The 12980-nt window shown below is 62.0% G+C and carries 7 protein-coding genes and 1 tRNA gene; 3 read left to right on the top strand and 5 right to left on the bottom strand.

Annotated elements, in window-relative coordinates; all coding sequences use genetic code 11:
* Positions 1 to 31 precede the first annotated feature (31 nt).
* Together PHP59_RS00910 and PHP59_RS00905 are read left to right on the top strand one after the other, a co-directional pair.
* Complete coding sequence (locus PHP59_RS00910) at positions 32 to 1042, top strand: transcription initiation factor IIB (protein WP_300162191.1); 1011 nt, start codon at positions 32 to 34, stop codon at positions 1040 to 1042.
* Positions 1043 to 1180: 138 nt separating this feature from the next.
* Positions 1181 to 1252 (top strand) — tRNA-Ala (locus tag PHP59_RS00905).
* An 86-nt stretch (positions 1253 to 1338) separates the two neighbouring features.
* Here the strand turns inward: PHP59_RS00905 and PHP59_RS00900 are convergent.
* Positions 1339 to 4923, bottom strand: a complete 3585-nt coding sequence (locus PHP59_RS00900) for a lectin like domain-containing protein (RefSeq protein ID WP_300162187.1) — start codon at positions 4921 to 4923, stop codon at positions 1339 to 1341.
* A gap of 370 nt (positions 4924 to 5293) precedes the next feature.
* On the opposite strand from PHP59_RS00900, the gene PHP59_RS00895 reads away from it, so the two are divergent.
* On the top strand, positions 5294 to 6007 hold the full coding sequence (locus tag PHP59_RS00895; protein ID WP_300162184.1) for a TIGR00266 family protein: 714 nt from the start codon (positions 5294 to 5296) through the stop codon (positions 6005 to 6007).
* Positions 6008 to 6075: 68 nt separating this feature from the next.
* On the opposite strand, the gene PHP59_RS00890 is transcribed toward PHP59_RS00895, so the two are convergent.
* The 4 genes from PHP59_RS00890 to PHP59_RS00875 form a co-directional block, all read right to left on the bottom strand.
* The gene (locus PHP59_RS00890) at positions 6076 to 9978 is read right to left on the bottom strand and encodes a lectin like domain-containing protein (protein WP_300162181.1); all 3903 of its coding nucleotides are present in this window, start codon (positions 9976 to 9978) and stop codon (positions 6076 to 6078) included.
* An 804-nt stretch (positions 9979 to 10782) separates the two neighbouring features.
* Positions 10783 to 10977: a hypothetical protein gene (locus PHP59_RS00885; protein ID WP_300162178.1), complete on the bottom strand. Its 195-nt coding sequence runs from the start codon at positions 10975 to 10977 to the stop codon at positions 10783 to 10785.
* A gap of 50 nt (positions 10978 to 11027) precedes the next feature.
* Positions 11028 to 11897 carry a thiamine-phosphate kinase gene (gene thiL / locus PHP59_RS00880; protein WP_300162175.1) on the bottom strand — a complete coding sequence of 290 codons (870 nt, stop codon included), beginning with the start codon at positions 11895 to 11897 and terminating at the stop codon, positions 11028 to 11030.
* A partial coding sequence (locus PHP59_RS00875) for a DUF460 domain-containing protein (protein ID WP_300162172.1) occupies positions 11890 to 12980 on the bottom strand: 1091 nt, incomplete at its 5' end. The genes PHP59_RS00875 and thiL, both read right to left, overlap by 8 nt.

Below are 12980 nucleotides of genomic sequence, written 5' to 3'. Positions count from 1 at the left end.
GAGAGAAACTGTATACCAAGGGTGATGGAAAATGGCAGAAATCGAGAAGTTAAAGGCGCTTCAGAGCGAACGTGAGGCTCTGAAGAAGCGGGTACGGACGACGGTGCGGGAGACGGAGAAGAAACGGGAGGAAACGACCGAAAATGTCTGTCCCGAGTGCGGCAGCCGGCAGCTCGTCCACGACTACGAGCGTGCCGAACTTGTCTGCAAGAACTGCGGCCTCGTCCTCGACGAGGAGTTCATCGACCGCGGCCCGGAGTGGCGTGCCTTCGACCACGACCAGCGGGTGAAGCGGTCCCGTGTCGGTGCGCCGATGACCTTCACGATCCACGACAAGGGTCTCTCGACGATGATCGACTGGCGGAACCGTGACTCGTATGGCCGTGCGATCTCCTCGAAGAACCGGGCGCAGCTGTACCGCCTGCGGAAGTGGCAGCGGCGGATCAGGGTCTCGAACGCCACCGAGCGCAACCTCGCCTTCGCGCTCTCCGAACTGGACCGGATGGCCTCGGCCCTCGGTCTGCCAAGGAACGTGCGGGAGACTGCTGCGGTTATCTACCGCGACGCCGTGGACAAGAACCTGATCAGGGGCAGGTCCATTGAGGGCGTGGCCGCGGCCGCACTCTATGCGGCATGTCGCCAGTGCTCGGTGCCGCGTACCCTCGACGAGATCGCCGAGGTGTCCCGTGTATCGAGAAAGGAGATCGGGCGCACCTACCGGTTCATCTCCCGCGAACTCGGTCTCAAGCTCCTGCCGACCTCGCCGATCGACTACGTACCCCGCTTCTGCTCCGGCCTCACCCTCAAGGGCGAGGTGCAGAGCCGGGCCGTGGAGATCCTGCGGCAGGCGGGCGAGCGCGAACTGACGAGCGGCAGGGGGCCGACCGGGGTCGCAGCCGCCGCCATCTACATCTCCTCGATCCTCTCGGGGGAGAGGCGGACCCAGCGCGAGGTCGCCGAGGTGGCGGGCGTCACCGAGGTGACGATCCGGAACCGGTACAAGGAACTCGCCGAGAAACTCGACATCGAGATCATTCTCTGATCTCCTTTTTTTCGGGGCGCGTGCGTGTCCCGCTCTGCCGGATGGACACGGGCACCGATCCCAAGCGCCGGAATGGGAACAGATATAAGGGAACAGAGGCAACAGTACCTGGCAGGATCAGGCACTGATCTGGCATAAGGGCTCGTAGATCAGGGGAAGATCGCATCGTTCGCAACGATGAGGCCGCGGGTTCAAATCCCGCCGGGTCCATCCTTTTTAAGTTCCATTGTCAGGAGGAGACACTCCGCATCTCATCCCGGTTCCGTCTTTCAGGGATCTAACCGAAAAAAAGAGTTTTACCTCCGCCGCAGCAGCAGGAGGGCGCCGAGCGCAAGCAGGGGGGTGAAAATGAGTGCGCTCTCCTGCGGGGTGGTGGCAGGGGACTCCGTACTCTGTGCGTCTGTCGTGGTGGCCGGAACGGCGGCACTCTGGTTCAGCGGGGGCATCGGGACTGTTTCGACCGGGGTCGTCTCCACCTCCGACCCGACCGCAGGGGAGGTCTTCGTCTGTCCGGGCAGCACCGCCTCCCCCTCTGCAACCGCGAAGTACGAGAAGCCGGGCGAGACAGCCTGATAAACGACACGACCGTCCTCCTCACGGAGCACTTCTGTCGGGAGCGCCGTCCACGCCCCGTCGTGATACCGCCAGAGGGCGACCTCGCCGGGAGCAAGGCCCTGCTCCTTCAGCCAGGACGTCGGCACGGAGAAGGTGAAGACCGCCCCTGCCAGGGCGTCGTCAGTCGTGTACGTCAGGTCGGCCTGGATGTACTGGTAGACCGGGCCGTCGATGCCCTCGGGGCCGGCGGCCACAGGTTCGAGGGTGATCATGACCCCGTCAATCCGCCCCGCGGCTGTGAGAACGATGGTGGAGACCGCCGTGCGGTCGAAGGAGAGGGTGGCGGAGTCGCCGGGGTTCAGGTCTCCCGAGGCCCCAGCAGAACTGTCCGAATCACCCCCTTCGGCTGGCGGGGGAGGCACGGAGAGCACGTACCTGTCTGCCGGTGCGACCAGCGGGCAGGTGTCGTTGAGGCCCGAGATGGCGTACGGCGTCTCCCCGATGCCGTCGCCGTCAGTGTCGTTGCCGGTATAGTCGTCCCAGAAGTTGCCGAGGACATGGGTGAAGTATGTACCATTATACCGGTACGAGACAGGCACAGTAGAATTCAGGGAGACCGAGTTCCCGGCAAGGAGATGGACGTGGGTGTTGTTCCTGAAGGTGTTGCGCCAGAGGACCGTATCGCCTGGAGCCGCGGCGAAAAGGAATGCACCCACCCCATTGTCGGCGATGAGCGAACCGGTGACGGTGGACGCCGTGCAGTCGAAACAGGAGAGCCCTGCGTAATCGTTGCCCGCAAAAGTGGAGGCATCGATCGAGAGGTCGTCCGAGTCCCTGCAGATCGCTCCCCCATAATTGCCGGTGGCCGTGACATTCCTGACCCTGACGCCGGTGGAGTTGAAGACGGTGAGGCCGACATAGGTGCCGGAGAGGGTGAGGTCCTCCGCGGTGATGTTCCGGCACCCGAAGAGGTACACCATGCCGGCGTCTGCGGGCACAACCGCGTCCTCCCGCCCGGTCCAGACATAGACACGTTTTCCGTCGACGGTGTTCGTCTCGTCCACCACGACCGTGCTTTCATAGCCCCGGAAGGGGACGAAGCGGAGGTCCCATCCATTTTCGGACATCGCTGTCTTGAACACTTCGCCGTCCCTAACACCATCGAGAGCAAGGCCTGTCCCGGCATTGCCGGTGGCGATGCAGTTCGTCAGCGTAAATGAGTCCATGGAGGCGAGAGAGATGCCGTCCCCGGCGTTGTCAGTGGCATTCACAACAAAGAACCTGACGCCTGGGGACCGGGAGACGGCGACGCCGGCGGCACCACATCCAGAGACGTCGCACCGGAACAGGGCTGCCCCGGCGGTTTCATTGACCAGAATGCCGGTGCGGTTGGCCCTGCTGATTCCTGCTCCGGAAATGACGGACCTGGCCACACTCTCAAGAGCGATGCCATCGCCGCTGCAATCAGTGACAGTCAGGTCCATGAGGAGGGTGTCATTGCAGACGACCCGGACGCCGTCGTCACCACCGGTGAGAGTGAGACCCCGGACGGTGATGTTCGACCCGGTCAGGGTGAGTGCGTCCCCGCCATTCCCGTCAATGATCGCATCGGCGCTTCCGGCAAGGGTGAGGGAGTGGTCGACGACGACATTCTCGACATAGACCCCATCTCCGACACGGACCATCTGACCTGGCATGGCGGAATCGACGGCCTCCTGGATGGTGCGATAATCCTCAGGCACCCGGAGGGGGTCGCGCGTGATGGCCTTGATGCAGACATTGGTATCCGCGTGGTCAAGGGTCAGGTCTTTCCAGTGCGCCCCGTCAGCGCTTACATAACTCTGGCCGGGCCCGGCGGTGGCGTTGCTCGAATACCCCTCGAACGGCATCTCGACGACGAGAGGGCGGGTGTCAGTCGGGGCGGTGAGTTTGAGGGTCACCAAGAAACTGTCGCCCGGGGCAAGAGGTAACGACGTTTTGAAGGGAACGGTGTGGTACCCAGGGAACGCCATCGTCCCGCCCGCAATGGAGGCATAGCGGACGAGACCTCCCTGCGCGAGATAGACCATGACCTCATAGTCGGTGCCGGGTTCGCGGGTGTAGAAGCTCACGGCTTCCAGGTCTTCGTAGCGTTCCGCGGTGAAGAAATTCGCACCGTACGCCGTCGTCGAGGTGCCGAAACCGATGCTGTCTGTCCAGCCGAGGGGGTCGTACTGGTAGAGGTGGTCGTAGGTGCCGAGGGGGTCGCCGGTGAAGAGCACGGTCGCCAGGTCATCGCCGACATATATATTTTCTGGATTCAGGAAGCGCCCGAAATACCGGTCATAGTAGGAGACGTAGAAGTAGCCATCTTCTCCCAATGACGTCCCCCAGGAGTTTTTGGCGATGAAGGCGCCGTTGCCGGGCGGGGCGACGTTGAAGTTCGCCGCCGGGTAGTTGTCGTCCCAGCCGACGAGGACGACACCGTGACCACCGTCGAGTTTTACGGTGCTGTTCTCGGGCAGGTAGTAGGTAGATGCGCGCGGCCCGAAGCAGGTATAGTTCACCTGGAAAGAGGTATAGAGACCGCCCTCCTCCTTGATCGTCGTCTTGATCAGGTCGTTGTCGAGGGGGCCTGACCGCGGCGGGAGGAAGGTGACGTTCTGGACATGCATCACCGGCTCGAGGCCGGAGGGCGAGACAGAGGATGTAGTGTTGTACCGGTCGTCCTCCTCGTCCACCGGCCCCGACCACCGGGCGAGGTAGGCCGTCGCCATGAAGGGGTTGCCGCCGCTGCAGGGCCCCACGTCGAAGCTGTGGGTGTTCTTCAGGTTGTTCTCCGAGAGGTCCCACTCGCCCAGGCCGTCGGTGAGGAGCGCAGACTCCAGGGACCCGAGAGAGGCGAAGGCCCAGCATGACCCGCACTCTCCCTGGTCCTTCACCGCGGTGACGCGGCCCTCGTCGGCAAGGTTGAAGTACGGCTCCGTGGGTGATCCGGCGGTCACACCGGCGGCGTCGTCAGACCAGACCAGGGTGGCGGGCGAGGGGACGAGCCCGGTGAGTGGGGGGAGGGTTCCGTCTTCAGGGGCAACCGCGCAGAGGAGCACAGGTCCGTCTGCTGCATTCAGTTCCTCCTGATACCTGACAAATGCAGGGTTCAGGGGCGCGGCCTCCAGGCCGGGAACCGCACCGGGGGTCAGGGTGCCGTCTGCACCCGGAAAAGTTTCCTGCTCGTCCAGGGAAAGGAGGAAGGACTGGTCCAGGGGGGCGGCCGCACCAGGCATGGCAAGGAGGACAAGCCCCGCACAGACAAGCAGGAGTATGATATATCGTTTTGGAGCGGTCATAGGCGTCATCTTCGGTATGATTTCCAGATATTGGATTAAATAGGTTAAATAACAGCCCATTCTGGTGCAAAATAAAAAAAATGTGATATAATGTGACGGGGGAGCGAGTAAAAAAGAAAAAGTAGGATATAAAATGACAGGACATTAAAGAAAAATCCCATTCACCAGCCCCAGGCCCATGAAAAATATGATGGCAGCGCATCAGAGAGATAATTACAAGAAAAAGATGCGAAAAGGCATATCCGCCCATCATCGGTCAGGATGAGCCAGACCCGTGCTGCAGGCGTTGCATGGAGGGGAGAACTCAGAACTTTCCTGCCAGAAAATGCGAAACCTGATATGTTTCTCTTCTGAAGATCTGGAGAAGACCATGAGATACGAGATTATCGGGGACAACCTCCAGATGGTGAAACTCACCCTCTCCACTGGCGAGAAGGTCAATGCCGAGGCCGGCGCCATGGTGAACATGAGCGGGAACATGCAGATGGACTCCCACCTGAAGGGCGGCCTCTTCGGCGGGCTGAAGAGGATGCTCACCAATGAGAGCCTGTTCCTGACCGAGTTCACCCCAAACGGCAGAGAAGGCTTCGTCTCCTTCGCCGGGAACGTGCCGGGCCGGATCTTCCCTGTGGACGTGAAGGGGAAGGAGTTCATCGCCCAGAAGGACGCCTACCTCTGCTCTGAGGAGGGCGTGACGCTCGACATCGCCTTCACGAAGAAGCTGCGGTCAGGGTTTTTCGGCGGCGAGGGTTTTATCCTCCAGCGCCTCCACGGGAACGGCAGGGTCTTCCTCCACTGCTGCGGCGACACCATCGAGATGGACCTCGCGGCCGGGGAGACGATCAGGGCCGAGACCGGCCTCGTGGTCGGCTTCGACTCGACGGTCGATTACTCCATCGAACTTGCCGGCGGCGTGAAGACGGTCTTCTTCGGCGGCGAAGGACTCTTCCTCACCACCCTCACCGGGCCGGGCAAGGTCGTCCTCCAGTCGATGGACATCGCAAAACTTGCCTCCTCCCTCATGCCCTTCCTGCCCCAGAACTCGTCGGGGAGCGGGAGCGGCGGGTTCAATATCGGGATCTGATCTCCCTCTTTTTTCCGGAAGACCGCAAGAAGGGTCGGTCCGGATACTTTCTCTAAAAAAGGAAGGGATTACCTCCACCGTCGCAGCAGCAGGAGGGCGCCGAGCGCAAGCACTGGAGTGAAAACAAGAGGACTCTCCTGCGGGGTGGTGGCGGGTGCGGTCTCGCCCGACGGTTCTGATGTGGCGGCGGCACCGGGTGCAGTCGTATTTATCGGAGGCGTCTGGACTGTCTCGACCGGGGTTATCTCTGCCTTCGAACCGACCGCGGGTGCGGGCTTCGTCTGTTCTGGCAGCATTGCCTCCCCGCCGGCGACCGCGAAGTACGAAAATCCAGGAGAGACCGCACGATAGACGACACGGTCGCCCTCTTCCCTGAGCACTTCTGTCGGGAGCGCCGTCCATGCCCCGTCGTGGTAGCGCCAGAGGGCGATCCCCCCGGGCGCAAGGCCCTGCTCCTTCAGCCAGGACGCCGGTACGGAGAAGGTGAAGACCGCTTCAGAGATCGCATCGTCTGTGGCGTAGGTGAGGTTTGCAGCAAGGTACTGGTACACCAGGACTTCGAGACCATCAGGACCCGCGGCCACCGGCGCAACCGTCACCATGACCCCGTCGATCCTCTGCCCTGCCGTGACATTGATCGTCGTCACTGCCGAACCCATGAAGTGCAGGGAGGCGGTGGCGCCCGGATTCAGGTTGCCAGAGGCACCCACCGTGCCGTCTGAGGAAGAGTCCCCGCTATCGTGGGGCGGCGTGGTCGAATAGGCCTCGAACCGGTCCATCAGAGGATAAAGATCGGTTTCATTCTCCGGGATCACAAACGGCGTATCGCCGATGCCGTCGCCGTTCGCGTCGGCCCCATCGTACGTGCTCCAGTAGTTGCCGGTGAGGTTCGCGTACCCGGTCCCGTGGTACCAGTAGGTGAGCACGGCCGGGGAGTGCCAGGAGACGACAGGAGAGGTCGCCACGGCGGCGGTCAGAGCGACGCTGTCGCCGGGGAGGGACCCCAGCACACTCTGCACAGAAGACGCCTGACCGGCCGGAAGGTCGTCGAGGGATTCTTCGAGAGATGTAACCGGACCATCTGCCTGCACCGTCATAAGCCTCCCGGATGCAGGTGTGCAGATAAAGGAATTCATATAGACGGAGAAGGATTCGGAACCCTCGTCAGTTTCGACCACCGGATAGTCTGTCCCTGAGAAGGTGTTTCTGGTCATGGCGATGTTTCCTCCCTCCAGAACAGCCATCGCACCCGCACCTTCAACGCTGTTCCCGGTGATCGTGGCGTTGCTGGCGACGATATACATTCCCACGCCGCCGTCCCCGTAGGTCACCGTGTTGTCCGCTACATTTGCAGCGGCACAGCCACTGATTCTGATACCCGCCTCGTTACCGCTCAGGACATTCCCGGAGAGTGTCAGGTTATCGAGGTTCTGACCTATAATGCCGAACACAGGAGAACCGGCCATGGTATTGTTCTTCACGCTGAGATTCATCCCGTAGTCCGGAATTCCGGTAGCAAGGATCCCGTATTCAGATGCGTTGACGATATTGTCACTGACCTCGCTGTCAGAACAGAGGAGCGTCGCAATACCGACTACTGGCGATCCTGCGATCCTGTTGCCCGAGATCGTCTGGTCCTGACCGAGGTTGGAGTAGACACCGAAAACCTTGACCTCGTCGAAGGCGTTACCCTCCACCTGGGTATGCGGGCATTCCGCCAGCATGATCCCGAAGGCCGTACCGCGTCCGAACCGGTTCTCAGAGATTGTCAGGTCTTCGGACCTGACCGCGTACACCCCGACCGACACGTTCTCGAAGGTGGTGTTCGCGACCGTGAGGTTCTGCGTGTCGAGCGCGAGGATTCCGTACGCCTGGTGGTCCAGAGAGAGGTCCCTGGCCGTGACGTCACTTGCATTGACGCAGATCACCGCCCCCGCGTCAGCGCCGACGGTGACGCCGGAGACCCGTTCGAGGTAGACGACCGGTCTGCCGTCGACCGTGTTGCCGGTATCGATGTCATTGCCCGGGGAGAGGTTATCGCATGCGTATACAAGGTTGTAGCGGTTGTCGGTCATCGAGGTGTTTCTCAGGGTGAGCGCGCTGACGTCCCCGATCTCAAGTCCGACCTCGCTCCCCGCGACCGCAACGTCACGCAGGACAATAGTGTCGCCGCTGAGACGGACGCCGGCATACGTGTAGGTGTCCTCGCCATCCCTGACCACACGGAAACCCTCCAAGACGGTATTATTTGCCGAGATGGATACGCCACAGTAGGCGTTGCCCGGATCGATCGTCGGGAGACCGTCGCCGGTGTCGATCCCGAGCAGCGAGATCGTTTTGTTCACGGCGACGTGCTCGTCATAGGTGCCGCTTTCCACCCATACCGTTTCGCCGGGCATGGCGGCGTCGACGGCCTCCTGGATGGTGGGGTAGTCCCTCGGCACCACGATGGCGGCGGTGGTGAAGGCCTTGATGCAGACGTTGGTGTTAGAAAAGATCGTGGGCAGGTCGATCCAGCTATCGCCGTCGACGCTCACATAACTCTCTCCGGGTCCGGCAGTGGCGTTGCTCGAGTAATCCGCGATCGGCATCTCCACGACGAGGGGGAAGGGATCGGTGGGTGCGTCGACCTTCAGGACTACCGAAAAGGTCTGGCCGGGCGCGAGGGAGACCGCTTCGGGGAGAGGGATGGTGTGATAGCCGGGCAGATCAGCGGTCCCGTTGACCCACGCCACAGGACCGGAGGCGTTGCCGGGCGGTTCGTCGATATCGCGGAAGACCGCAACGACGTAGTCGGTGCCGGGTTCACGGGTGTAGAAACTTACCGACCGCAGGTCTTCGTAGCCGTCGGCCGTGAAAACGTTGGCGCCATAAAGCGTCGTGGAACTGCTGGTGCCGATGCTCGTCGTCCATCCCAGGGGGTCGTACTGGTAGACATGGTCCAGGGAATCGACGGCCTCGCCGGTGAAGAGGACCGAAGCGTAGGAATCAAGGTCATCCCCCACGAAAATGGAATTCTCGCCACTGAAACTCCCGAGTTCGGGCTCGTAATACGAGATATAGAAGCAGCCGCCGTCGCCGACACCCTCCCCCCACGAGTTCTTCGCAATGAATGCGCCGGGGCCGGGCGGGGCGACGCTGAAGTTCGCCGCGGGATAGGTGTCGTCCCACCCGACGAGGGCGACCGCGTGCCCGCCGTCGATCTTATATGTCCCATTGTCAGGACGGTAATAGGTCAGGCATGTGTCTATGTCGTCGAAGCAGGTCCAGTTCACGGTAAAGCCCACCCAGAGGGCCCCCTGGCCGCGGATCGTCTCCTTTATCAGGTCATTGTCGAGGGGTCCGGTGCGGGGCGGGAGGAAGGTGACGTTCTGGACATGGACCACCGGCGGCAGGTCGGTCCGCGAGTCGTTCTGCGGCAGGGGAAGATCATAGAGGTCGTCGGTCTCGTTCACCGGCCCCGACCACCGGGTGAGGTAGGCGGTGGACATGAAGGCATGGCCGCCGTCGTAGGGGCCGCGGTCGAAACCGTCAGGATAGAGGTTCGAGCAGAGGTCCTTCATGTTGTTCTCGGAGAAGTCCCAGGCGATACCGGTGTCGGCGAGCAGGGTCGACTCAAGGGAGGCGTAGGTGGCGAAGGCCCAGCAACTCCCGGCCTGTCCCTGGTCCTTCACCGGGGTGAGGCGCCCGTCGTCCCTGAGGTCGAAGGTGGAGGGAAGAAGAGCGTTCGACCCGGCAGAAACACCAGATTGGTCCGACCAGACCAGGGTTGCAGGCGCCGGACGAAGACCGGTCAGAGGATGGGGCGACTCCGCCGTGCTCATCAGGAGCATGCCGTTTGCCGGTTCACTGGAGACGATCGCGTCCTCACCCCTGGCGTCGGAGACGAAGGCCGGGTTGAGGGGAGCGCATGTGTACTGCTGTGCCGATGCTCCCTGAACGACGAGGAGCAGGGCAACCGCACAGATCAAGAGTAAATAGGGAGTTTTTTTCGACATAGATCACCAGAACTGCGTTATACTGAATTGGACAGATCCAAAATATAATAGAATCGAAAACTACCGGATAAGGAAAGGCATCATTATCGCATTTAGCACGATATTATGAATAGAGCAGCAAATGTAGCACCTCCATTACCAGTTTTGTATACCTCTCCGGGCAAGGGAAAAACAGGAACATCTACCCATGAGGATTCCAATTCTGACTGTGGAAAAACCCTCATGCTCAGGTCGATGTATCCCCAGAATTCTATGACAGGAAGTGCGGATCCGCTCCCTTCCCCCTGGAGTCCGCCGGGAGTTCATCGAAAACCTACGGTTCACGGGAAATGCAAAGCATTTCCCTGTCAAAAAAATCTTCGATTTTCTGTGCACGGAAAATCATAGATATTCCTTCACCGGGAATCTTCGATTCCCTGTATTCTCAAGCTCGCTGACGCTCGCAACCCCCGGACCCCCGCTCAGGATAAGGGGGAATGGTTATCTCCCTCTTCAAGATATCCTGTGCCATTTTCCCGGGTCCCATCCTGATTTCGGGGGACGACCAAAGGGAGTCGAAAAGACAAATTCTTCGCTGAAAAAAAGTCAGCGGGCATGGGATAATCTTTGATTTTCGAGTTTCGGGGGCTGTGAATGGAGTGAGCACGAGAAAATCTCCGATTTTCGACGGTGGTCCCCCCGGTAGGCAGTATGGGGAAGGCAGTGGATCCGCACTTCCCCCCATAGGATCAGAAAGAGACATCAACCCCATTATGAGAATTCAACAGAGCCCTTTTTTCATTCCTCTGTCGCGATCCCGAACCGCCGCATCAGCAGGGTGATCACGGCGTCGGCAAGGACGATCGCGGCGGCCGAGGCCAGGACGGCAAGGACCTGGTCGTGCCAGAGGTGCCGGACGAGAGTGCCGGCGGCAAGCCCGGCAAGGACTGCCAGAAAAAGAGCCAGAAGTGTCGCTCTCGGGAGGATGTACATCAGATCAGCATGGGAGAGGGGGAAGGATAACCCTTTCCCGGTTGTAGAATCTATTCTCCCTCCTCCACCCACCTGTGCATATACCCCTCTGCCGGGAGGGGCGTGCCGTCGGCAAAGACGCCGTGCTCCGCCACGACCCGGCCGATGGCTGTCGCCTCCACCCCGGCCACGGGGAACTTTTCGGGCGGGATGGTGAAGAGGAGTTCGAAGTCGCCGCCGCCAGAGAGGGCGAACTCCCGGCCCTCGGCCTCAGGCACGCCAGCGGGGAGGGGGAGACGGGCCGTCTCCACAGCAAAACCACAGTCATTCACCCCGAGCATGTCGTGGAGTGACATCGCGAGGCCGTCCGAGATGTCCATCATCGCCGTCGCCCCCGCGGCATTGAGGGCGATGCCCTCGGCGACGCGGGGCTGCGGGGCGATCAACCTCTCCCAGTAGGCGTCGTAGCCGGAGAGCGCCGCTTGCGCCCCGCCGAGGTACCCGGTGACGCAGACCAGGTCGCCGGGCGCGGCACCCTTCCGCCCGACCGCCGTCTCCGCCGTGCCGAGGCCGGTGGAGACGAGAGTCAGTTCGGTGTGGGCGTCGGTGTCGCCGCCGACGAGAGAGGCGCCATAGGTGCGGCAGCAGCGTGCCGCACCCTCCGTGATCCCGGCAAGGCGCTCGGGACGGTCGAGACCCGTCGCAAGGAGGAGGGCGAGAGGCCGCGCCCCCATCCCCGCGATATCGGAGATCGTCACCGCCGCCGCCATCCACCCGATCTCCGCGTCGGTCATCCCGACAGGGAAGTCCGTCGTCTCGTGGAGCATGTCCGTCGAGAGGACCAGACACTCCCCCCCGTGCCGGAGCACCGCACAGTCGTCTGCCGTCGCACCCTCGGGAAGGAGGGAGGAGACGGCCCGGATCAACCCGCGTTCATCCATGTTTCCGCACCTCCTTCTCCCTCTCCGTCCTGTACTCCTTGAAGACCTGGTTGAGCATCGCCGCCTTCTTCCTCTTCTCGTTCTCCGCGACCAGGGCGCTCCAGCCCTCCAGGGCCGCCCTAAAACGCCCCTCGTCCGCGACCCCGATCTTCCCCTGCACGACAAGCCCGATCGCGGAGGCCGGGACCAGGGGCAGGGAGGCCGCAAGGGCCGCGGCGACGAGGTGCTGGTCCTGCTCCTCGACCGAGGCGCCGGGCACCACTATCGCCGCCACCTGCAGGGCCGCCACCTCCCGCACCACGCTCCGGCCCCATCCCCCGGTCGTCCCGACCGAGATCACATCGCCCTCGTCGATCCCGAGGTCTGCCGCGAGGCCGCCGACCGCGTCATGGGTGAGGGAGGCGATCACCTTCACCGGCACCTGCCCCTCGCCGATCTGGAGCTCCTCCACCCGTTTCATCTGCTCGATCCGCTTCTTCAGGCTCTTGTTTCGCTTCTCCTCCTTCCGGAGAAGTTTCTTGAGGCTCTGTATGATCGCGTCCCTCTTCGCGATCTCGGTGTCCCTCTGGAGGTCGCGGCCGCGATCCGAACGTTCCCTCCTGATCTGTCGATTCAGCCGTGCGATCTCCCGGTCCTTCTCCGCGAGCCCCTCCTCCAGTTCCTGCACGAACTCCTTCAGGCGCTTTGCCGTCCTTTCAAGCTGGAGCAGCCTCTCCTCCCTCTCGCCCCTGGCCTCGGTCTTCGGCCCCTCCTCTGTCGGCGGCTTCTTCTCCGGCTCTGGCGGGCGTCCCGAGAGGTCGGCGAGCACCGCCTCGATCGACCGGCCCCGCAGGACACCGGCCCGCACCTCGTCCAGGTCAAAACCGGGCGGCACCCTCTTTGCAATGTTCAGGAACTTGTTCTTGTTCGACCGGTAGGCGTCGAGGGCCGCGGAGAGGGCGTCCCTCTCGTGGGGGTTTGCATACCCTGTCCCGACCGTCAGTTCGAGTTTGCCCTCCACGCTCCTGTCCTGCGGGGGCACGTACGCGATCGCGTTGAAGGCCCGCCGCACCTTTTCCACCGCGTCGGGCATCGGCGTGACGT

Origin of the sequence: Methanofollis sp. (assembly GCF_028702905.1) — an archaeon.
Lineage (GTDB): Archaea > Halobacteriota > Methanomicrobia > Methanomicrobiales > Methanofollaceae > Methanofollis.
Note: the sequence above shows the minus strand (reverse complement) of the source record. Positions and strands in the feature narration are given on the sequence as shown.

Coding starts and splice junctions, on each gene's coding strand:
- thiL (WP_300162175.1), bottom strand. CDS start 11,897: ATGGATGAACGCGGGTTGATCCGGGCCGTCTCCTCCCTCCTTCCCGAG.
- PHP59_RS00900 (WP_300162187.1), bottom strand. CDS start 4,923: ATGACCGCTCCAAAACGATATATCATACTCCTGCTTGTCTGTGCGGGG.
- PHP59_RS00885 (WP_300162178.1), bottom strand. CDS start 10,977: ATGTACATCCTCCCGAGAGCGACACTTCTGGCTCTTTTTCTGGCAGTC.
- PHP59_RS00910 (WP_300162191.1), top strand. CDS start 32: ATGGCAGAAATCGAGAAGTTAAAGGCGCTTCAGAGCGAACGTGAGGCT.
- PHP59_RS00895 (WP_300162184.1), top strand. CDS start 5,294: ATGAGATACGAGATTATCGGGGACAACCTCCAGATGGTGAAACTCACC.